The 21,144-nt window shown below is 65.1% G+C and carries 16 protein-coding genes; 8 read left to right on the top strand and 8 right to left on the bottom strand.

Annotated features, from left to right (window positions below; all coding sequences use genetic code 11):
* Window positions 1-17 precede the first annotated feature (17 nt).
* On the top strand, window positions 18-755 hold the full coding sequence (locus tag ASE13_RS18420; RefSeq protein ID WP_056619704.1) for an SIMPL domain-containing protein: 738 nt from the start codon (window positions 18-20) through the stop codon (window positions 753-755).
* A 228-nt stretch (window positions 756-983) separates the two neighbouring features.
* Here ASE13_RS18420 and ASE13_RS20375 read toward each other — a convergent pair whose 3' ends face one another.
* From ASE13_RS20375 to ASE13_RS18435, 4 genes are all read right to left on the bottom strand, one after another.
* Window positions 984-1,115: a hypothetical protein gene (locus tag ASE13_RS20375; protein ID WP_268801311.1), complete on the bottom strand. Its 132-nt coding sequence runs from the start codon at window positions 1,113-1,115 to the stop codon at window positions 984-986.
* Between the two features lie 74 nt (window positions 1,116-1,189).
* Window positions 1,190-2,626 carry an AMP nucleosidase gene (locus ASE13_RS18425; protein WP_056619709.1) on the bottom strand — a complete coding sequence of 479 codons (1,437 nt, stop codon included), beginning with the start codon at window positions 2,624-2,626 and terminating at the stop codon, window positions 1,190-1,192.
* Window positions 2,627-2,715: 89 nt separating this feature from the next.
* Window positions 2,716-2,970, bottom strand: a complete 255-nt coding sequence (locus ASE13_RS18430; protein ID WP_056619713.1) for a hypothetical protein — start codon at window positions 2,968-2,970, stop codon at window positions 2,716-2,718.
* Window positions 2,971-3,043: 73 nt separating this feature from the next.
* Window positions 3,044-3,526 carry a peroxiredoxin gene (locus ASE13_RS18435; protein ID WP_056619719.1) on the bottom strand — a complete coding sequence of 161 codons (483 nt, stop codon included), beginning with the start codon at window positions 3,524-3,526 and terminating at the stop codon, window positions 3,044-3,046.
* A 96-nt stretch (window positions 3,527-3,622) separates the two neighbouring features.
* On the opposite strand from ASE13_RS18435, the gene ASE13_RS18440 reads away from it, so the two are divergent.
* Window positions 3,623-4,183, top strand: coding sequence for a YqgE/AlgH family protein (locus tag ASE13_RS18440; protein WP_056619722.1), 561 nt, complete (start codon window positions 3,623-3,625; stop codon window positions 4,181-4,183).
* Window positions 4,184-4,186: 3 nt separating this feature from the next.
* On the opposite strand, the gene ASE13_RS18445 is transcribed toward ASE13_RS18440, so the two are convergent.
* A complete protein-coding gene (locus ASE13_RS18445) occupies window positions 4,187-4,864 on the bottom strand; it encodes a DNA alkylation repair protein (RefSeq protein ID WP_082597035.1) in 678 nt (225 codons plus the stop codon).
* A gap of 198 nt (window positions 4,865-5,062) precedes the next feature.
* Here ASE13_RS18445 and ASE13_RS18450 point away from each other — a divergent pair, with 198 nt between their 5' ends.
* The gene (locus ASE13_RS18450) at window positions 5,063-6,583 is read left to right on the top strand and encodes a TolB family protein (protein ID WP_056619727.1); all 1,521 of its coding nucleotides are present in this window, start codon (window positions 5,063-5,065) and stop codon (window positions 6,581-6,583) included.
* 3 nt (window positions 6,584-6,586) lie between these two features.
* Here the strand turns inward: ASE13_RS18450 and ASE13_RS18455 are convergent, their stop codons facing one another.
* A complete protein-coding gene (locus tag ASE13_RS18455) occupies window positions 6,587-7,309 on the bottom strand; it encodes a DUF6683 family protein (RefSeq protein WP_056619736.1) in 723 nt (240 codons plus the stop codon).
* A 222-nt stretch (window positions 7,310-7,531) separates the two neighbouring features.
* Between ASE13_RS18455 and ASE13_RS18460 the strand changes: the two genes are divergently transcribed.
* Window positions 7,532-8,260 carry a DUF6683 family protein gene (locus ASE13_RS18460; RefSeq protein ID WP_156404980.1) on the top strand — a complete coding sequence of 243 codons (729 nt, stop codon included), beginning with the start codon at window positions 7,532-7,534 and terminating at the stop codon, window positions 8,258-8,260.
* A 124-nt stretch (window positions 8,261-8,384) separates the two neighbouring features.
* Window positions 8,385-9,800 carry an adenosylhomocysteinase gene (gene ahcY, locus ASE13_RS18465; protein WP_056619745.1) on the top strand — a complete coding sequence of 472 codons (1,416 nt, stop codon included), beginning with the start codon at window positions 8,385-8,387 and terminating at the stop codon, window positions 9,798-9,800.
* 53 nt (window positions 9,801-9,853) lie between these two features.
* Here ahcY and ASE13_RS18470 read toward each other — a convergent pair whose 3' ends face one another.
* Window positions 9,854-11,428: a tetratricopeptide repeat-containing sulfotransferase family protein gene (locus tag ASE13_RS18470; protein WP_056619748.1), complete on the bottom strand. Its 1,575-nt coding sequence runs from the start codon at window positions 11,426-11,428 to the stop codon at window positions 9,854-9,856.
* Between the two features lie 89 nt (window positions 11,429-11,517).
* Window positions 11,518-14,634 carry a TonB-dependent receptor domain-containing protein gene (locus ASE13_RS18475; RefSeq protein WP_082597037.1) on the bottom strand — a complete coding sequence of 1,039 codons (3,117 nt, stop codon included), beginning with the start codon at window positions 14,632-14,634 and terminating at the stop codon, window positions 11,518-11,520.
* A gap of 586 nt (window positions 14,635-15,220) precedes the next feature.
* Between ASE13_RS18475 and ASE13_RS18480 the strand changes: the two genes are divergently transcribed.
* The 3 genes from ASE13_RS18480 (at window position 15,221) to ASE13_RS18490 (ending at window position 21,114) form a co-directional block, all read left to right on the top strand.
* Window positions 15,221-18,241, top strand: a complete 3,021-nt coding sequence (locus ASE13_RS18480; protein WP_056619750.1) for a TonB-dependent receptor plug domain-containing protein — start codon at window positions 15,221-15,223, stop codon at window positions 18,239-18,241.
* A 199-nt stretch (window positions 18,242-18,440) separates the two neighbouring features.
* A complete protein-coding gene (locus ASE13_RS18485) occupies window positions 18,441-18,692 on the top strand; it encodes a hypothetical protein (protein WP_056619753.1) in 252 nt (83 codons plus the stop codon).
* An 85-nt stretch (window positions 18,693-18,777) separates the two neighbouring features.
* The gene (locus ASE13_RS18490; RefSeq protein WP_056619756.1) at window positions 18,778-21,114 is read left to right on the top strand and encodes a PAS domain-containing sensor histidine kinase; all 2,337 of its coding nucleotides are present in this window, start codon (window positions 18,778-18,780) and stop codon (window positions 21,112-21,114) included.
* Window positions 21,115-21,144: the final 30 nt, after the last annotated feature.

Raw genomic sequence — 21,144 nt, forward strand, 5'->3', positions numbered from 1 at the left:
AGAAAAGGGGAAACAAGATGATCAAGTACGCGATTGCGCTCGGGCTGGCGGCAGCGCCGCTGGCCGCCCAGGCGCAGACGGCGGGGCCGGTCTCGGTGGAGATCGTCACCACCGGGCAGGTCAGCGTGCCCGCGCAGCGTTACCGGATGTCGGTGACGCTCACTGCCAAGGGCAAGGATGAGACTGCTGCGGGCGCGACGCTCGCGGCCAATCGCGCCAAGCTGATTCAGGCACTCACGGCACTCAATATCCGTGAGGGCCAGGGCGAGATCGGTACGACCAACTCGCTGATGGGCCTGATCTCGTCCTTCGCAGGCGCCAAGTCGAAGCCGAGCTTCAGCCTCGAAACGCTCGAGGAGGATAGCAAGGAGACGCCGCAATCCACCGCTACCGAGACGCTGCACTTCGACGCGCCGACGCGCGCCGCGATCGAGAGCGCCAAGGCGCCGATCGAGGCGAATGGCGGCAAGCTCGACGAGGACGTGCTGCCGCTGCTCACCGACTATGTCGCGCCGACGCGGGCGGCCAAGGCCGCGGCGATCAAGAAGGCGCAGGGCGAGGCCGATGCCTATGCCGCGACGCTCGGGCTCAAGCGCAGCGCGATCGTCAAGGTCAGCGAGAAGCAGGACCCGACCGCCGGCGCGCTCGCGCTGATCGGCGAGTTGGTGACGATCGTCGCACCGAAGAAGGATGGTGCCGCCGACCAGGTCACCGTCAACGCCAGCCTGGTGGTGGAATTCCAGCTCAGCCGCTGACGGGCATTGCAGCGGGGATCATGGATCATGCGCTGGCTCCTGCGCCGCGCGGGCCATACAAGAAGCGAAGGGGAGAGGCGTGAACAACATTCCACCGATTATGTTCGTCGTTTGGGGCAGTGTCGTATTGGGCATGCTCTACTACATCGGTAGCAAGCTGAGTGAGATCGCGGGATATCTCCGCGACCGGCCCTGAATTTCAAACTCCGACACACCCGCTGACGCGATTCACTCGGGCAATTCGTCGGGAATCGTGTTCTCGTCGGCGATCCCCGCGGCGAATTCGGCGGAGCTGTCGGTACCGTCGGGCTGATGCGCGTGCGGGGTTTCGGCTTCGGGCTGTTGCTCGGGATCGATCATGGCGGGCTCCTTTCGCGGGAGAACGCTCGGGGTGCGCCCGATATCCTCCCCCGCTTCGCGAGGGAGGATTTTGACTATCTAAACGGCGGCTCGTTGAATGCCCGCAGCTTGCGGCTGTGCAGCTTGGCGCCTTCGCGGCGGAGCTCCTCGACGGTTTCGATGCCGATGCGGAGATGCTCGTTGATCGCGCGCTCGTAGAAGCGGTTGGCCTGGCCGGGGAGCTTGAGTTCGCCGTGCAGCGGCTTGTCCGACACGCAGAGCAGGGTGCCGTAGGGCACCCGGAAGCGATAGCCTTGCGCGGCGAGCGTGGCCGATTCCATGTCGACGCCGACCGCGCGGCTGAGCGAGAAGCGCAGCGCGGTGGCCGAGTAGCGCAGCTCCCAGTTGCGATCGTCGGTGGTGACGATCGTGCCGGTGCGCAGCCGCTGCTTGAGTTCGTCGCCCGACTGGCCCGAGACGGTCTCGGCGGCACGGGCGAGCGCCAGCTGGACCTCGGCGATCGCGGGGATCGGGATCTCGGGGGGCAGCACGTCGTCCATGATGTGATCGTCGCGCAGATAGGCGTGGGCGAGGACATAGTCGCCGATCCGCTGGCTGGGGCGAAGGCCGCCGCAATGGCCGATCATCAGCCACGCCTCGGGACGGAGCACCGCGAGGTGATCGGCGATGGTCTTCGCGTTGGAGGGACCGACGCCGATATTGACCAAGGTGATGCCCGTCCGGCCGGGGGCCATCAGGTGATAGGCTGGCATCTGGTGGCGGCGCCAGGCGCTGTCCGAGATCAGCCGGTCCATGTCGTCGGCGCTCTCGATGACGATGCCGCCGGCACCCGAGACGCCGGTGTAGCGGCTGTCGGGCCCGAGCTGGCCGCATGCCCAGCGGACGAATTCGTCGACATAGCGGTGATAGTTGGTGAACAGGATGTACTGCTGGACATGCTCGGTCGGCGTGCCGGTATAGTGGCGCAGGCGGGCGAGGCTGAAATCGGTGCGCAGCCCGTCGAACAGCGCCAGCGGCCGGATCCCGTCGGGCGACACCCACAGGCCGTCGGCGATCTCGTCACCGATATGCGCGAGCTCGGTCGCGGGGAAATGGCGGGCTAGCTCGGTCGCCGAGACTTCGTCGAGGCTCAGCGCGTGGCCGGGATCGAGCACATAAGCGAAGGGGATCTCCTGCCGCCCGGTCGTCGCATCGACCTCGACATCGTAATCCTCGATCAGGAAAGTGAGCTGCTCGGTCAGATAGTCGGAGAACATCGCCGGCTTGGTGACGCTGATGCGATACTCGCCGGGATCGACCAGCCGGCCGAACGAACGCGGCGGGGCGGGGCGATCATTGCCGCCGCGATAGGTGAGCCGAATCTCGGGATAAGCGAAGGAGCCGTCGGTGCGGCTAATCGGAGCCGGCGGCGTGCCGTCTTCGAGATAGCGGGTGAGGGCGGCCTGGAGGCGTTCGACCGAGGCGCGATAGAGGCGGTCCAGCTCGGCGACGATGTCTGATGCTTGAGTCATCTTCGATCGCTAATGCGCGAAGATGACTCTGGCAAGACTGCCGGACAGATCGTCGGCCCCCGCCCGTGGACGAGCGGGAGCCGATCGGATCATTTCTTCGAGGCCGGCTCCTTTTCGCCGCCCAATTGGGTGGCGGCATAGACTGCACCGCCCACTGCCGCGGCGGCACCCGCGGCGACCGCGGCTGCGGCGACCGGGTGATCCTTCACTGCCTGCACCGTCGCATCGACTGCGCCGGCAACCGTTTCCTGCGCCGAGGCGAGGAAGGATTTCTCGGAACCCTGGCTCTGGCCGGCGCTCTCGCCGGCCGAACCGCTCGTGCTGTTGCTGTTGCTGTTGGCCATGACGCTTCCCTTTCGTAGAAGTTACATGGATCAACTCCTGCAACGGCACGGCAGTTCCGTTACGGGTGCGGCGTTACAGCTGGCCGAGCAGATAATCGGCCGAGCTGACTTCGAACGCGCCGGGCGCCTCGAGGTGGAGCTGCTCGACGACGCCGTCATTGACCAGCATCGAATAGCGCTTACCGCGGGTGCCGAGGCCGAAGCCGCTGCCGTCCATCTCGAGGCCCACTGCCTTGGCGAAGGTGCCGTTGCCGTCGGCGAGCATCGTCACCTTACCGTCGACGCCCGACGACTTGCCCCAGGCGCCCATCACGAACGCGTCGTTCACCGCGGTGCAGGCGATCTCGTCGACGCCCTTCGCCTTGATCTCGTCGGCCTTTTCGACGAAGCCGGGGAGGTGCTTGGCCGAGCAGGTGGGCGTGAAGGCGCCGGGCACCGAGAAGAGCGCGACCTTGCGGCCGGCGAAATATTCGTCCGAGCCGATCTGCTCGGGGCCTGCCTCGGTCACCTTGACGAGCTGGGTGCTGGGAATGCGGTCGCCAACCTGGATGGTCATTTCACTCTCCTTTTTGAGGTCAATGCTCCAATCGGCGCGGTCGATGACATTTTCAAGCGTGACGGACCCGAAACCGAAGCGATAAGTTGTCGCGGCATGGATTCGACGCCTTATCTCACCGGTCAGTTCCTCCTCGCGATGCCGGGGATCGGCGATCCGCGCTTCGAGCACGCAGTGATCGCTATGTGCGCGCACGACGAGGAAGGGGCGCTGGGCATCGGCATCGGCGAGACGATCGAGGGACTGGGGCTCCACGAATTGCTCAAGCAGTTCGAGATCGATCCCGGCGAGGTGCCCGACGCGCCGGTGCATTTCGGCGGCCCGGTCGAGCCGCGGCGCGGCTTCGTGCTGCACTCGACCGACTGGGGCGGGCAGGACACGATCGATGTCGGCGGGCGCTGGGCGCTTTCCGGCACGATCGACGTGCTCAAGGCGATCGCAGAGGGGAAGGGGCCGAGCCACTGGCTGGTCGCGCTCGGCTATGCCGGCTGGGGCGAGGGCCAGCTCGACGAGGAGATGACCCGGCACGGCTGGTTCAGCACCAGCGGCGACACGAAGCTGCTCTACGACGTCGATGCCCGGCGACGCTGGGCGCAGGGATTTGAGATCGCGGGAATCGATCCGCGGCTGTTGGCGAACAGCACCGGGACGGCGTGAAGATCAGCTTTTCGCGTCGGCCTTGGCGAACTCGCGCAGGGCGTCCTTGCCGATCCAACGCCGGGTTTTGTCGGGCGACGCGGCGAGGGTGGCGGCGAGATCGCGGGCGGCTGTGCGCAAAGCAGGGCTCTGCCTGCCGCCGATCGCACGCAATGCCCAGCTGACCCCTTTCTTGACGAAATTGCGTTCGTCGTCTGCCGCGGCATGGATCAGCGGCAATCGGGTGAGATAATCGGCGTCCGTGCCCTTGCGATGCAGGGCGCAGCTGGCGAGCAAGGCGAAGGCCGCGCGCCGGCCGAACTCCTGGTCGAGCATCGCCCAGCGATCGATCATCGCGAAGGCATGCGGGGTGCGGTCCCACAGCTTGAAGCAGGCCGTGTCGGTGACGGCCCAATTGTCGAGATCGGCGCGCCAGCGGTCCATCCGTTCGGGCGTTACCGTGGCGGGATCGTCGACCATGCAGGCGGCCATCCGCGCTTCGTACACGCCGCACTGCCACAGCGCCTCGGCGAGTTCCGGGTCGCGGCCGAGCGGCTTGGCGACGTCGTGGATCTTCGCCATCGGCACGCCCAGCACCCGGTCCGCCGTGACGATGCCGAAGCGCGGACCCATCGTGTCGCGGAATGCCGGATCGGCATGCGCTTCGAGTGCGCGGAGGACGGGGGTGATGTCTGGGGTCATCGCCGCGCAGAATAAGGCCAGAAGCGGTGATGCGAAATGGTTTCGCTTCGAAAGTGGGTAGCGCTAACATAACGAAAGAACGAAGGCGCGCGAAGATGCCGTGCTCCTGCGAAAGCAGGAGCCCAGGATGGCGCCGTACTGCATTGCCCTGGGCTGCTGCTTTCGCAGGAGCCCGGAGGAGCAAGGGGAGAGCGGCGCATGATCAGAGGTTTGGCTGCGGCATGCGCGCTCGCGCTCTGGGCGACCCCCGTGGCGGCGCAGACCGTCGGCATCTTTGCCAACCACGCCGATATCGGCGATACCGCCACGCCCGGCAGCCTGACCTACGACGCGGGCCGCTATCGCATGACCGCGAGCGGCGCGAACATCTGGGGCGAGAAGGACGCGTTTCATTATGCCTGGGTGCAGCGCTCCGGCGACCTGCACATCGCCGCCGGCATCGCGTGGGAAGGCAAGGGCAAGGACCCGCACCGCAAGGCGGGGCTGATGATGCGGCAGAACCGGACGCCCGGATCGCCTTATGCCGATGTGATGGTGCACGGCGACGGGATGACCTCGCTGCAATATCGCGCCGAACAGGACGGACCGACGCGACAGATCGTCTCCGCCGTCTTGCATCCCAGCCGGGTCCGGCTCGAGCGCGAGGGGAATTTCGTGACTTTCTCGGTCGCTGGGGCGGACGGCAAGCTGGTCCATGCCGGCGGGAGTTACCGGATCGCGTTCCAGGCGCCGGTTCTGGTGGGGCTGGCGGTGTCGGCGCACGACAATGCGGTTACCGAGACCGCGACCTTCTCCAACGTCGAGATGCAGGTGCCGAGCCTCGCTTATGTGCCCGACACGGGATATGCGGCGAAGGTCGAGAGCACGCTCGAAGTGATCGAAGTGAGTGGGGTGCAGAGCCGCAGGGTGGTCCGCCACTTCCCCGGCAAGATCGAGGCGCCGAACTGGACGCGCGACGGCAAGGCGCTGGTCTACAATGCCGATGGCCGGATCTGGCGGATTCCCGTGGAAGGCGGCGAGCCGGTGGCGATCCCGACCGGGCGCAATATCAGGAACAACAACGATCACGGCATCTCGCCCGACGGCAACAGCCTGGTGATCTCGGACCAGTCCGAGCCCGACAATCTCTCGCGCATTTATGTGCTGCCGCTCGCCGGATCGGAGCGCCCGCGCGAATTGGTGAGCGATCCCAAGGCGCGGTCCTATTGGCATGGCTGGAGCCCGGACGGGAAGACGCTGGCTTATGTGCGGGTCGGCACCGATGACGACAGCTACGATATCTGGGCGAAGGATCTGGCCGGCGGACCGGCGCGGCCGCTGATCGTCGGGCCGGGAGTGGACGACGGGCCTGAATATTCGCCCGACGGCAAATATCTGTACTTCAACTCGACCCGTAGCGGCGCGATGGCGATCTGGCGCGCCAACGCCGATGGGAGCGATCCGGTGCAGCTCACCCGCGATCCCGATCGGCGCGACTGGTTTCCGCACGTGTCGCCCGACGGGAAGTGGATCGTGTTCGTGTCGTTCGGGCTCGATGTCGCGCTGACCGACCATCCGCCCAATCGCGAGGACGTGGCGCTCGAGATCATGCCCGCGGACGGCAGCGCGCCGCCGCAGGTACTGACGCGGCTGTTCGGCGGGCAGGGAACGATCAACGTGCCGAGCTGGTCGCCCGACGGGAAGCAGGTGGCGTTCGTAAGCTATCGGCTGGTGCGGTGACGCTTATCCGCCTGTCGGTATGAAGCCGGCGCCGCCCAGCTGGAGCCGACGAAGATCGAGGCCCATTTCGCCACGGAAGCGCGCGACTGCCGCGTCGCCCAACCGACGCATCGTCGCCTGGTCGCGGCGCTTCATGGCATCGCTATAGGCGGCGTGCTGGACGAGGAAGTTGAGCATGAAGGTCTCGGCCATTTCCTGGCGTTGCGCCTCGCTCAGCGCTGCGTGGTGCGGGTTGGATGCGAGGATCGAACGCGTCTGATCGCGGACGGCGAGCACCTGTGCCCGGTTGCCCTCGCGGCCATTGGCCATCGCCCAGTTGAGCAGCCAATAAGCGGCGAAGGCATCGGCCACGTCGCCGCTGCGCAGGCCGTCGGCGGCGACGATCTGCGACCAGTTGGCGATCGGATCGCCGCGTTCCAGCGCCTCGGCAAGCTGGCGGGCATTGGCGGCCCCGACCTTGCCGCTCATCGACGCGATGAACTGCCGGCGTATGCGCGCGCTGACCACCGGGGAGGACCGGTAGCTGGTTACTACGCGGGAAGCGGGAGCGGTGGCCGTGGACTTGCGCCGCGGGGTTGCCGGACGCGTGCCGATCGCCGCCTCGATCCTCTGCTGGTTGAGGATGTCCGAGAGCACATAGTTGTTCGGCAGGACCGTCGGCACGTCGTGCGCCACGGCGGGCATGGCGAGGCTCACAAGGGCCAGGATCGCGACACGAACGGACATGGGATCGAATCCTCCGGATCGGTGACCTTCGGTTGCGGGCCTATCGGAAACGTGCCGGATGAGCGACGGGGTTCGGCGCGTTTTCGGGGCGGCCAGTCGCCCCGAGATGCGACACGATGCCGCTTTCGCAGGGCGAGACGTGCGTGACGACGGCTGGCCGGTGCGACACTTGGTCGTCATCATCGCGGTCCATCTGGCCGGTCGATCGGAGGGGTGTTCGGGATGCGTTATCGTCTTGCTGCCATGCTCGTTGCCATCCTCGCCGCGGGGCCGGCAGGGGCACAGGATTTCCCGGCGATCGGCAGCCAATATATCGACTTCGGCGCGTCGATGGCGTCGGTGGGGCAGATGAACAATGTTCTCGGCTCGACGGTGCGCAGCGGTGGCGGCGATCGTCGGGCCGCTGCGCCGACACGACCGACCGAGGCTACCAGCACGCGCTATCGCGGCTCTCCGGCGATATCCGCGCAGGTCCGCGCGAAATTCGCCGACTTCGTGGCGCGGGCGGACCCGGGCAATGCCGACCGGCTGCGCAAGGCCGTCGAGCAGAACGATTTGTTGGGACTATGGGAAAAGCATGTCGCGGTCGACGGGCTGCGGCGCGGCGACGTTGCGGACGCGATGACGAGCTATTGGGTGCAGAACTGGCAGATTGCCAACAAGGTGCCCTTCGCGAGCCGGGCGCATGTGCAGGCGGTGCGCGGGCAGGTGGCGCGGGCGCTCGGCATGAGCATGGCCTTTGCAAAAATGGGCAATGCCGAGCGGCAGGCGATGGCCGAGACGTTCATGCTCAATTTCGTGGCGCAGGGGTCGGCTTATTCAGACGCGGTGACCCAGCGCGATGCCGCTGCGGCTGCCCGGTTCTCCGATGCGGCGGCCGCGCGGTTTCGTACCGATATGAACCTCGATCTGCGCCGGCTCAAGCTGACTGAGGCGGGACTGGTCGGCTGAGTGGGTACATATAAAGATATCTTTATATCCTACTTGCGCATTCCCATCTGACGCGGTAGGGCGCGCCAATCGCGGCCGGCGAGTCCGGCGCGCGGACCCTTTTATACCTGCTGGAGATCAGCCCGTGGCTACCGTGCTCGACAAGAACGACTACGTCATCAAGGACATCGAACTCGCCGCTTTCGGCCGCAAGGAAATCGAAATCGCCGAGACCGAGATGCCGGGTCTGATGAGCCTGCGCGAAGAGTTCGGCCCGTCGCAGCCGCTGAAGGGCGCGCGGATCACCGGTTCGCTCCACATGACGATCCAGACCGCGGTGCTGATCGAGACGCTTACCGCGCTCGGCGCCGACGTCCGCTGGGCGACCTGCAACATCTTCTCGACGCAGGACCATGCCGCCGCCGCCATCGCGGCTGCCGGCATCCCGGTGTTCGCCGTGAAGGGCGAGAGCCTGGCCGAATATTGGGACTATGTCGGCGACATCTTCAACTGGGGCGCGGACGGTGACGGCACCACCGCCAACATCATCCTCGACGACGGCGGCGACGCAACGATGTTCGCGCTCTGGGGCGCCAAGCTCGAGGCCGGCGCGACTTTGGGCGAGCCGGAGAATGACGAAGAGGTCGAGTTCCAGCGTGCATTGAAGGCGTTCATCGCCAAGTATCCGGGTTACCTGACCCAGACGGTCAAGAACCTGAAGGGCGTTTCGGAAGAGACCACCACCGGGGTCCACCGCCTGTACGAGATCGCCAAGAAGGGCGAGCTGCCGTTCCCGGCGATCAACGTCAACGATAGCGTCACCAAGTCGAAGTTCGACAACCTCTATGGCTGCAAGGAATCTTTGGTCGACGCGATCCGCCGCGCCACCGACGTGATGCTCGCCGGCAAGGTCGCCGTGGTCGCCGGCTTCGGCGATGTCGGCAAGGGCTCGGCCCAGTCGCTCCGCAACGGCGGCGCGCGCGTTCTCGTCACCGAGATCGATCCGATCTGCGCGCTGCAGGCGGCGATGGAGGGCTTCGAGGTCGTGACGATGGACGAGGCCGTCCAGCGCGCCGACATTTTCGTGACCGCGACCGGCAATGCCGACGTGATCACCGCAGATCACATGCGCGCGATGAAGCCGATGGCGATCGTCTGCAACATCGGCCACTTCGACAGCGAGATCCAGATTTCGGCACTGTCGAACTACGAGTGGGACGAAGTGAAGCCGGGCACCGACCTGGTGAAGTTCCCCGACGGCAAGCAGATCATCATCCTCGCCAAGGGCCGCCTCGTGAACCTCGGCTGCGCGACCGGCCATCCGAGCTTCGTGATGTCGTCGTCGTTCACCAACCAGACGCTCGCGCAGATCGAGTTGTGGACCAAGGGCGAGAACTACAAGAACGAAGTCTACGTGCTCCCGAAGCATCTCGACGAGAAGGTCGCGGCCTTGCACCTCGAGAAGCTGGGCGTGAAGCTTTCGAAGCTCAGCCAGAAGCAGGCCGACTATATCGGCGTGCCGGTGGAAGGGCCGTTCAAGCCGGATCACTACCGCTACTGATCGGACGACCGATCGAGACAAGAGGGGCCGCGGTGCGAACCGCGGCCCTTTTTTCATTGCAGGCCGAGCGCGGCTCTGAGCGGGCCCAGCCAGGGTTCGTAATGGCGCCACTGATCGACCGCGTCGCGGTTGATCGGGCGGCGTACCTGTTCGGAGCTGGCTGTGCGGACCGGGCGCTTGTTTTCGTGCGGGGCGAGGCAGGCCGCATCGAACGGCAGCCCGAGAAAATCGAGCATCCGGCGGATTTCAGCCTCGGGATCGGCGAGCAGGGCCTCGTGCTGGATCCGGTGGATCACGCCGGGCATCGCGCCGTCCAGATGTGCCATCAGGCGGACATTGTCGCGATAATAGGCGCCGAGATCCTCGAGCGAATAAGCGAAGGTCTGGCCGCGCGCGAAATGCTGTTTGAAGTTGGAGAAGCAGCACGCCATCGGATCGCGCCGGGCGTCGATGATCCGGGCATTGGGCAGGATCAGGTGGATGAAGCCTGCATAGAGCCAATTATTGGGCAGCTTGTCGACGAAGAATGGCGCGCCGGTCTTGCGGTGGCGGGCGGCGCTTTCGAGGTAACGTGTGCCGAGCGTGGCGGCACTGGCGGAGTCGAGCGCAGTGACGATCTCGGGATGCGCAGCCGCGCGATCGCGCCAGCGTTCGGCGACGAGTGCCTGGACGAGCTGGGGAATGTAGGGGAGCTCGGCAGTGCCCTCGATTTGCGGGTGGCTGGCGAGGATCTGCTCGAGCAGCGTCGAGCCGGCGCGGGGCAGGCCGAGGATGAAGATCGGATCGGCCGCGGGCGTGCCCCAGCCGGCGCGGGCGGCGAAGAAGTCGCGGTCGTAGATGCGGATCGCGCGATCGACTTCGGCGCTCACCAGCTGCCGGTCGTGCGGTTCGAGAGCGAGCCGCAGGCGATTGCCCGCGGCGTAATGCGCGAATGAGCGCGGCCAGTCCCGGCGGTCCTCGAGCGCCTTGCCGAGCGCGAAATGGAGGAAGAGCGCCTTTGGGTCCGCGGGTGAGGCAGCGAGCGCGCGCTCCATCGTCGCGACATCCGCATCGGTGATCCGCCCGGCCTTGAGCTCGGCGAGCGACCACCAGGCTTCGGCCAGATCGGGGGCGATGCCGGTGGCGCGGCGATAGGCGGCGACTGCGTCGTCCTGCCGGCCGAGCGTCTTGAGCAGATGGCCGTACCACATCCAGACATCGGCATTGTCGCCGATGCGGGCGAGCAGCGCCTCATATGTCGACGCGGCTGCGTCATAGTCGCCGAGCTGGGCGAGGATGTTGGCTTTCGATCCGGCGGCGCGGACATGGCCCGGTTCGCGGTCGATCGCGCGGTCGAGCAACGCGAGGCCTTCGTCGGTGCGGCGCTGCTGGACGAGGACAAGCGCGAGGTTCACCCATGCCTCAACATGATCAGGGGCAAGCGCGATCGCCCGGCGGAGCTGTGCCTCGGCCTCGGGATAGATGCCGACCGCGCCGGCGATGTCGGCGAGCATCAGAATCGCGAGGACGTTGTTCGTGTCCTGACGCAGCACGGCGCGGACCGCACGTTCGGCGGCAGCCAGATCGCCGCGGGAAAGGGCCTCGCCGGCCTCGCGAAGAAGCGGCGCGCTATCGATGGAAACGGTCATCGAGATGCGATGCCAGCAAATCGGCGATAGCCCAAGAAAAAGGGGGCCGGGAACGATCCCGGCCCCCAAAGCTTTGTCCGAAGTTCCGATCAGAACTTGGCGACGAAGCCGGCATAGAGGAAGCGGCCGACATTGTCGTAGATGCCGCTGCCGAAGCCCGCGCCAGTGGTGCCGAGCGGCGGCACGGTGTCGAGCAGATTGTCGACGCCGAGATACAGATTGTACGACTTGCCCACGTCCATCTGCACGCGGATATTGTGGTAGAAGGTCGACGGATATTCGGTGATGTCCGAATAGTCCGCATCTTCAGGCGCGCGACCCTGCACCGTGTGCGTGGCTTCCCACGGCGCAACGGTCATCTTGCCGACATAGCGCATCTTGTAGCCGAGCGTGATCGGGCCGGTCTGAAGGTCGAGGCTCCACTGTGCCTCGTCCTTCGGATAGCCGAGCTCACCCAGCTGCTGATCGCGACGACCGGGGTCGGCCGGATCGAGATAGCTGTCGTTGCGGAAGTTATGGCTGTAGATCGCGCGGGTCGATAGGTTGCCGATGTTCCCGATCGCACCGCGATAACCGATTTCGGCATCGATGCCGCGAACCTTCAGCTTCGCATAGTTCAGCGGACCTGCGCGCAGGTTGTTCTCGAGAACCTGGCCGGTGATCTCGCCGCGAGGACCGGTGCCTGCTCCCGTGTAACGCTGGAAGAGGCTGCAATACTGGTTGTTCAGATCCGCGGCATCATAGCAATTATCGAGGATGTCCTGCGCGCCGACCGACGAAATCGTGTTGTTCACGGTGATGTCGTAGAAGTCGACGGTCAGCGACAGCCCGCGTATCCAACGCGGCTGCAGCACGAAGCCGACCGTGTAGGAGTCCGAAGTCTCCGCCTCGAGGTCCGGATTGCCGCCGGACAGGAAGCCGAGCGTTTGCACATACTCGAAATTGTAGCCCGCCGGCACGCCAGCCGCGCGGCAGTTCGCTTCGCGGGTCGCCGTGCCCTCGCCGAGATTGTCGAGCGAGCAGGGATCGGTGACGAACGCGTAGTTCTGGCCGAACGGGGTGTAGAGATCGACGAGCGTAGGTGCGCGCACCGACCGCGAATAATTGCCGCGGAAACGCAAGTCGCGAACCGGCGACCATTCGACGCTGCCGTTATAAGCAAAGACGTTACCGGTCGAGCCCTTATAGTCGGCATAGCGGACTGCGCCGCTCAGCGTCAGGGAGTTGAAGAAGGGCACGTCCTTCAGGATCGGCACACTGAGCTCGCCGAACACTTCCTTCACCTCGAACGACGGCGGATCAAAGGTCGGGATCGAGTTGTAGAAGGTCAGGCCAGCCTGCGTGAACTCGTCCTGCGTATAGGACGCGGTCTCGCGACGATATTCGGCGCCGAACGAGATGCCGACCGGACCGCCAGGCAGTTCGAACCACTTGCTCGAATCGCCGCTGACGAACGCGTTGGCGACGAACTGCGTGATGCGACCGTTGGCTATCGAATCCTGAAGCAGGTAACCCCGCGCAGCATCACTGACATTGTTTACGCCGAAGAAATTGACCGGCCGGCAGGCGGCTACGTCGGCCGCAAGCTGCGCCCCAGCGAAGGTTGGGTTCGCAGCGGTCTCGAGCGCGACGCGCGCCGTCGGATCGACGGTGGCGCGGCAGACGATGTTGCCGTTGGCGACGCCGTTCTGGACGAGGCCCTGATCGACGGCGTCGATCGCGAGCAGGAAGCGCTGGAGGTTCACGTTGCCGAGAATCTTGTTCTCCTCGTCGAACCGACCGTAGTTCGCCGACACTTCGTACGACCAGTTGCTGCCGAACTCGCCGCGAACGCCGCCGACGAGCCGATAGGTGTCGCGCTTGAGCGACTCCTGACGGTTGGTCAGGCTGGTGGCGTTCTCGTTGAAATAGAAGGGCTGGCTCGTGCCCGGCGCAACGCCGTAATAGTCGTTGAGGAAGTTGCGGGCCTGCGCGCTCAGATAGGGGTTGTCGGTGTAGAACACCTCACGGGGCGAACCCGTGACGCCGCCGTTGAAGAAGAACGGGCCGCTGGCACTGCCGAGCACTTCGGAGCGCACATATTTGGCCTCGATGAACGGCACGAACGCCGGCGAGATCTCGAAATGTGCGATCAGATTGGCGCTGTAGCGGTCCTGGCGCGGGCGCAGGCCGAGCTGGGTGCCGTCGCGGAAATTGTCACCGTCGCCGCCGATGAAGCTGCCGATCGAGCTCGCGCCGACCTTGGTACCCGTGACCGGGACAAGGTTGCCGTTGGGCAGGAAGTGATACGAGCAGTAATAAGGGCCGCAGCTGTTGCCCAAGAACATGCCGCCATTGGCATAGCTGCCGCTCCGGATATTCTTGTAGAATACGCGGTCCGGCTTGCCATCGCTACCGTTGGGCGATCCGAACGGGTCATTGTCGACGACCACGAAGCCGTTGTTGTTGCGATACTCTTCGCGATCCGACGCGTAGAAGTCGCCCTGATGCGCATATTCGAGGTTGAGCGCGATGTTGCCACGCCCTCCGGCGAAATTCTTGCCCGCCAGTGCACTGATGTAATAGTCGGGCGCGTCGGAATCGTCGCTGAGGCCGCCCTGACCGCGGATTTGGAAGCCTTCGAAATTGTCCTTGAGGACGAAGTTGACCACGCCCGCGATGGCGTCCGAACCATAGATTGCCGAGCTGCCGCCAGTCACGATGTCGACACGCTCGATCAGATCGGTCGGCATGGCATTGACGTCGGGGGAGACGGCGTTGTTGAGGATGTCGCCTGCGACGTGGCGACGGCCGTTGACCAGCACGAGGGTACGCTGCGGGCCGAGGCCGCGAAGATCTAGCAGGTTCAGTCCCGAAGTGCCGAGGAAGCGCGTCGAGTTCGACTGGCTGAAAGTGCTGGTGAGCGCCGGCAGCTCATTGAGAACGTCACCGACCGAAGTGGTGCCGGTCTGGAAGAATTCCTCGCCGCCGATCGAAGTCACCGGAACCGGCGAGTCGAGATTGGGACGGCGGATGCGCGAACCGGTGACGACGATCGTTTCGCCCGGTGCCTCAGTGGTTTCCTGCGCCTGGTCGACGGTCGGCTCGGCTGCGGTGGTTGCCTGGCCGTCGGTGTCTTGCGCATATGCTGGCGCGGTGCCTATCAGCGCGAGGCCGAGCAAGGCACCCGAACGCAGCGCTGTGGCGGAAAGAAAGCCCACTTTCATCTCGTTACCCCTTTTTCTGGCCGTTACCCGGTAGGGTTGCACGACGCGTGCGGCCGGTGACAAGTGTCATTGATGTTGCAGAATGTTGCTGGCGGAGAGCGTGGCATTTATGCCACTGTTTGGGCGCTAAAATGTTACCAATCCGTAGAAATGCGTAATTTTATTGCGTTTTGCTTCACGGGGCGCACGGGCTTTGGCGGCGCCGCAACAATGTATGCGACGTTCTGAAACCTGATCCCGATTTGCAATAGTATGCGTACTGCTGCGCGGTACGCTCCGCTGTACCTCAAGAAGCTCGGCGTGGAGCTCTCGAAGCTCAGCCAAAAGCAGGCCGATAATATCGGTTGCCGGTGGAAGGCCGTCCAAGCCGGACCAACCGCTACTGAGGCTTTTCGGCATCCACTGAAGAAGGGCCGCCTCTCCATCCGGAGGTGCGGCCCTTTTCGTTTCGGCGGCTATCAGTGTGTTGCAACAATGCTACACTGTTTGCAGAACCGTCACGCGATGTTGCAATGCGGTGGGATCGGAAACATTCTGGAAACGTAACAGGGGAAGGCGTGAGCCGGAATCTTAAAAGGGGATAGTAATGGCGTACTCTGTTTTCCACTCGCGCCGGGTTGGCGGCCGTGCCCGTCTCGCTTTGGCCTCCTCGCTGCTTGCCATGACGATTGCCGCGCCGGCGTTCGCGCAGGAAACGCCGGCACCGACCGCGGATCCGGCGGCAACTGCCGGTCAGTCCGCCGACGCGCAGGAGGCGCCCGACACCGAGATCGTCGTGACCGGTTCGCGCATCGCGCGTCCGGAACTGTCGCTGCCGAACCCGGTGCAGGTGCTCAGCGCCGAGACGATCGAGCAATCGGGCAAGACCAACCTCACCGATTTCCTGGTCAACAGCCCGGCGCTGCTCGGCTCGCAGACCAACATCATCGCCGCGGGCTCGAACCTGACGGGCGGAGCGCAGAATGTCGGCGTGAACAACCTCGACCTCCGCAACCTGGGAACGAATCGCACGCTGGTGCTGGTCGACGGCCGCCGTCATGTCGCGGGCTATCCCGGCAGCGCCGCGGTCGACACCAACACGATCCCGACCGATCTGGTCGAGAAGGTCGACATCCTGACCGGCGGCGCTTCAGCCATCTACGGCGCCGACGGCGTCTCGGGCGTGGTCAATTTCATCCTCAAGAAGGACTTCGACGGTCTGAAGCTCCGCGGCCAGACGAGCATCTCGCAGCGCGGCGATGCCGGTGAATCTTTCTTCGCGGTAACCGCCGGCAAGAACTTCGCCGACGGACGCGGCAACGTCACCGTCGCCTATGAATATAACAAGCAGGATCTGTTCAGCCAGCGGGATCGCCTGAATTACGGGAAGACCGGCCCGTCTTATGCCTTTGTGCGCAACCTCGACGACCCGGACGGTCCTACCGACAATGACGGTGTTCCCGACCGCATCCTCTATACGAACCTGCGCTGGGCTGACAGCTCGCCGGGCGGCGCGATCGACCTCGACGGCGATTTCACGCCCGATCGGACCGGCGAAGGCGGGATCTACGACCTGGGAACCTATCTCCCGGGCTCGGCCTTCACGATCGGCGGATCGAGCACGCCGCGCGAGACCTATTATGGCGACTACACGCCTTTCTCGGAGCGCCACATCGCCAATGTGATGGCGCATTACGACTTCAGTTCCGCGTTCCAGCTCTATGCGGAGGGCAAATATGTCCGCTCGAAGGCCTATACCTTCGCGCAGCCGACCTATGACTTCTATACCGAGCTCGCGCCGGACAACGCCTATCTGCAGCAGCGCTTCGGTGCCGACGCGGCGAACGGCGCGGTGTTCAGCCGCGACAATTTCGACTTCGGCATCCGCCGCTACGAGATGGAGCGCGAACTGTTCCGCACCGTGGTAGGCGCGAAGGGCGAGATCGCGTCGAACCTCAACTATGACGTCTCCTATGTCTTCGGCCAGTCGACGCAGGAAGCTACCAATCTCAACGACCGCATCACCGAGCGTTATTATGCGGCGCTTGACGCGGTGTCCGACGGCGCCGGCGGCATTACCTGTCGCATCAACCTGCCCGGGCAGACGACCATTCAGGGCAATAACTACGGCGGCCAGCCGGTCTATAACGGCGCGCCGAAGACCTTCGCTCCCGGGCAGTGCGTGCCGCTCAACATCCTCGGCGCGGGCTCGCCCTCGCAGGCGGCGCTCGATTTCGTGACGGTCGATCACACCAGCTGGGCGCGCATCCAGCAGCATGTCGTCTCGGCGGCGCTGTCGGGCAACACCGGCGCGTTCTTCAACTTGCCCGGGGGGCCGGTCGGCTTCGCGGTCGGTGCCGAGTATCGCAAGGAGAAGAGCCACTTTATCCCATCGGACTACAGCCTTGCGGGCGCGCTGATGGACGACGCCCCGGCGCGCGTCGACAAGGGTAGCTTCGACGTCAAGGAAGTGTTCGGCGAGATCAACCTGCCGATCCTCGCCGACATGGCGTTCGCCAAGAACCTGTCGATCGGCGGCGCAGTCCGGTTTTCGGATTATTCCACCATCGGCCGCACCACGACGTGGAACGTCAACGGCAGCTATTCGCCGATTCGCGACATCACCTTCCGCGGTACCTATTCGGAGGCGGTCCGCGCGCCGAACATCACCGAACTGTTCGCCGGCGGCAGCGGCTCCTATGAGTTCATAACCGATCCGTGCGGCATCGATCGCATTGCGGAGGGCACCCAGTATCGCGCCGCGAACTGCACCGCGGCGCTGACCGCTTTAGGCATCAATCCGGCGACGTTCGATCCGGGAACCGACTTCACATCGCCGCAGAACAGCAGCCTGCTGGGCTTCCAGGGCGGCAATCGCGATTTGACCGCGGAGACGGCGAAAACCTGGACCGCAGGTGTCGTCCTGCGTCCCAGCTTCGTGCCCGGTTTCGAGCTGTCCGCGGACTGGTACGACATCCGCCTGAAGCAGGCGATCCGGTATTCGACCGCGCAGGACGTCGTCGACCTGTGCGTCGACCAGCCGGACCTGAACAACATTTACTGCAGCGTCATCCAGCGCAGCCCCACCAACGGCTTCATCTCGTTCTTCACGATCATCCCGGAGAATGTGGCGGCGTACGAGACCGCGGGCCTCGACGTATCGCTGAACTATCGGTTCCAGCCGTTCGACAATCTCGGCACGTTCAATATCTCGCTCCAGGGCAATTATCTGAACAAGCTGCAGTTCGTGCCGACGGCGGGCGCGGATCCGAAGAACGAGCTGGAGTCGGCCGCCTATCCGGCCCCGAAGTTCAGCGCGATGTTCGACCTGACCTGGATCAAGGGGCCGGTGAAGGTGAACTACGGCATCAATTGGTGGTCCAAGACCCGCCGCGCCACGCCCGAACAGGCAGCGGCCAACCCCGATTATTATCCCGCCAAGTACATGTGGTACAAGGAGAAGTGGGAGCACGAACTTTATGTCGCCTACGATGTGGACGACCGCTTCAATATCTATGCCGGCGTGACCAATTTGTTCGACACCAAGCCGGATGTTGGCGCGACCGCTTATCCGATCAGTGCGGTCGGCCGAGCGTTCTTCCTGGGCGCCAAGGCAAAAATCTTCTGATGGCCTCCGGCAGCTTCGGTAGCTGGGCGTAAGACAGAATTGTGAGGGCCCGGCGATGCGCTGGGTCCTCTTTTGTTGTCCGCAAGGGCCCGCGGCCGAGAGTCGTCAAGTCGGCCGATCCGGCATTTGCGTCGGATCGTCCCGGCGAGCCGGGCGGCGCTGCGACCGACAGGAGACTCGCTCGTTAGACCCTTGAATTGTGAGGGATAGCGAAGCGCATCTCGATGCCGAGCCTGCACGCGAACGGATCGCCGAGATCCTGCGACAGGCTATGGGCGCGCCCGAAGAAGAGGCGCTGGAGGACGAGACAAGGCGGCTGATGCTGCAGCTCTCGATCGAGCCGCTCGACAACGCGACTCCTGATTTCGCGCCTCTCGCGCCGCACCGGCAGGCGCGGCGACCCTTGCTGGGTCGGCTGCTCGGCAAAGCGATCGACTCCCCCCGCGCATAGCGACACGCGCAAGCCGCTTTCCGATCGGCGGCGCTTTGCCTAAGGGTTGGCCCATGATGGCGCAGCGAAGTCGCGGAGAGGCGGCTTGATCGAGATTCCGCAGTCGGCGGCGATAGTGGCGGGGGCGGTGCTCGCTTTGCTGCTGTTCGGCGGTGCCTGGCTGCTCTTCACCGGTCTGAAGATCCGCGCGGAGGCGCGCGAAGCGGCCAATCGGGACGCGCGGCTGGCCGCTTTGGTCGCCGGATCGCCGGCGCAGGCGATGGTGGTGCGCGCCGACGGCCGGGTCGAGGTGCCGCGGCGGCTGGCCGACTGGCTGGGACTGGATCTCCTGCCGCGCGAACTTTCCGATCTTGTCGGGATCGAAAGCGGGCTGGTGGCCGACGACGCGACCATGCTTTCCGAACATGTCTTCGCCGCGCAAAAGGCTGGGCAGCCCTTCACCATGTCGGTCCGCGCACAGGGATCCGAACGCGCATTGCTGGTGATCGGCGAGCGTGCCGCGGATTCGATGCGCGTGCCCGGTGGGGTGGTGCTGTGGTTCCTCGACGCGACCGAGAGCCAGAGCGAGATCAACCGTCTCCAGCGCGAAGGGGTTCGGCTTCGGACGGCCTTCGACGCGCTGACTGCACTGATCGAGGCGGCGCCGATGCCGATGTGGTATCGCGGACCCGATCTCAGGCTGCTGATGGTCAATTCGGCCTATGTTCGCGCCGTCGAGGGCGGCGACAGCGAGGACGTGGTCGCGCGCGGGCTCGAGCTCGTCGAGGGGGCGGGGCTCGGCGGACCGCTCGCTAACGCGGCGATCGCGCGCGACACCGGCGAGCCGCAGACCACGGCGATGCCGGCGACGATCGGCGGGGCGCGGCGGATGTTGCGGCTGCACGACGTGCCGTTGCCCACCGGCGGCGTCGCAGGCTTCGCGATCGACATCGAGGAATTCGAGCAACTCCGCGGCGGGCTCAAGCGGTTCGGTGAGGCGCAGCGGGCGATGCTCGATCGCCTGTCGGCGGGCGTGGCGCAGTTCGCGCCCGATCGGGCCATGGCATTCTGCAACCAGCCCTTCCGCCGCATGTTCGCGATGAAGAACGAGTGGCTGGCCGATCGCCCCGAGTTCGATCGGGTGCTCGATCGAATGCGCGAGGCCAATCGCCTTCCCGAGGTGCGCGATTATCCGGCGTGGAAGGCCGAACGCCGCGAATGGTTCACCGCGCCGGAAGCGGTCGAGGAGACGTGGAGCGTCGCGGGCGCGCATCTGCGGGTGGTCGCGCAACCGCTGCCCGAGGGCGGGTTGCTGCTCATCTTCGAGGATCGCACCCAGCAATTCGAGCTGCAGCGCGAACATGGCGAGATGCAGCAGGTGCGCACCGCGACGCTGGAGAGCCTCGCCGAAGCCGTCGCAGTGTTCGGCAAGGGGCGGCTGCAATTGTGGAACCGCAAGTTCCGCCAAGTCTGGGGTTTCGAGGACAGCTTCCTCGACGGGCATCCGCAGATCGGCCAATTGGTCAAGGCGGCGGGCCCCAAACTCACCAATCCGGGCCGCGCCGATGTGCTGGGCGATCTGATCCGGCTGGCCGCCAAGGATCGACAGACGCGCGGCAGCAGCGTGGCCTTCACCGACGGGCGGCATTTCGAGATTACCGCGGTGCCGCTGCCCGACGGCAACGCGCTGGTGACGATGCTCGACACCACCGATCATCACCGCGCGGAAAGAGCCCTGCGCGATCGCAACGAGGCGCTGGTGGCGGCGGACCGCGTCAAGACCGCGTTCGTCGCCAATATGAGCTACGAGCTGCGCACGCCGCTGACCTCGATCAAGGGCTTCACCGAGATGCTGCATGGCGGCTTCGCGGGCAAGCTGACGAAGAACGCAGTTGAATATACCGAGGCGATCCTCGTCTCCGTCGATCGGCTGAGTGCGCTGGTCGACGACGTGCTCGATCTGACGCAGAGCGAGGGCGCACCGCTGGAGAAGGTGCCGATCGATCTCGAACTCGCGGCCAATGCCGCCGCCGAGGCTGTCGCGCCGCTCGCGAAGAACAAGAAGATCGAGCTGGTGGTCGAGGATGTCGGGACGGCGGGCAGCGTCACCGGCGACCTGCGCCGGCTGCGGCAAGTGATCGAGCATCTGCTGCGGAACGCAGTGGCCTCCACTCCGGAGAACGGGCGGGTGCTGCTGCATCTCGACGGCAACAGGAAGGTGGCGCGGGTGATCGTGTCGGACAACGGCCCCGGCATGAGCGCGGAAGCCGTGTCGAGGGCGTTCGACAGCTTCGCGCAGCCCGGCATCTCGCGCAGCGGCGAACGCGCATTGGGGCTCGGCATGCCGCTGGCGAAGCAATTCGTCGAGGCGCATGGCGGGCGGATCGAACTGATCTCCGAGCCGGGCGAGGGGACGCTGGTGACGGTCGAGCTGCCGCGATGAGGGGGTTCTTCTTCGATCCTCCCCGGAACG

Source organism: Sphingomonas sp. Root241, assembly GCF_001428865.1.
Taxonomy (GTDB): domain Bacteria; phylum Pseudomonadota; class Alphaproteobacteria; order Sphingomonadales; family Sphingomonadaceae; genus Sphingomonas.

Excerpts from the sequence above, each read along its gene's own strand:
- ASE13_RS18420 (WP_056619704.1), top strand. The coding sequence starts at position 18 with ATGATCAAGTACGCGATTGCGCTCGGGCTGGCGGCAGCGCCGCTGGCC.
- ASE13_RS18445 (WP_082597035.1), bottom strand. The coding sequence starts at position 4,864 with ATGACCCCAGACATCACCCCCGTCCTCCGCGCACTCGAAGCGCATGCC.
- ASE13_RS20375 (WP_268801311.1), bottom strand. The coding sequence starts at position 1,115 with ATGATCGATCCCGAGCAACAGCCCGAAGCCGAAACCCCGCACGCGCAT.
- ASE13_RS18455 (WP_056619736.1), bottom strand. The coding sequence starts at position 7,309 with ATGTCCGTTCGTGTCGCGATCCTGGCCCTTGTGAGCCTCGCCATGCCC.
- ASE13_RS18435 (WP_056619719.1), bottom strand. The coding sequence starts at position 3,526 with ATGACCATCCAGGTTGGCGACCGCATTCCCAGCACCCAGCTCGTCAAG.
- ASE13_RS18450 (WP_056619727.1), top strand. The coding sequence starts at position 5,063 with ATGATCAGAGGTTTGGCTGCGGCATGCGCGCTCGCGCTCTGGGCGACC.
- ASE13_RS18470 (WP_056619748.1), bottom strand. The coding sequence starts at position 11,428 with ATGACCGTTTCCATCGATAGCGCGCCGCTTCTTCGCGAGGCCGGCGAG.
- ASE13_RS18425 (WP_056619709.1), bottom strand. The coding sequence starts at position 2,626 with ATGACTCAAGCATCAGACATCGTCGCCGAGCTGGACCGCCTCTATCGC.
- ASE13_RS18430 (WP_056619713.1), bottom strand. The coding sequence starts at position 2,970 with ATGGCCAACAGCAACAGCAACAGCACGAGCGGTTCGGCCGGCGAGAGC.
- ASE13_RS18475 (WP_082597037.1), bottom strand. The coding sequence starts at position 14,634 with ATGAAAGTGGGCTTTCTTTCCGCCACAGCGCTGCGTTCGGGTGCCTTG.
- ASE13_RS18440 (WP_056619722.1), top strand. The coding sequence starts at position 3,623 with ATGGATTCGACGCCTTATCTCACCGGTCAGTTCCTCCTCGCGATGCCG.
- ASE13_RS18480 (WP_056619750.1), top strand. The coding sequence starts at position 15,221 with ATGGCGTACTCTGTTTTCCACTCGCGCCGGGTTGGCGGCCGTGCCCGT.
- ASE13_RS18460 (WP_156404980.1), top strand. The coding sequence starts at position 7,532 with ATGCGTTATCGTCTTGCTGCCATGCTCGTTGCCATCCTCGCCGCGGGG.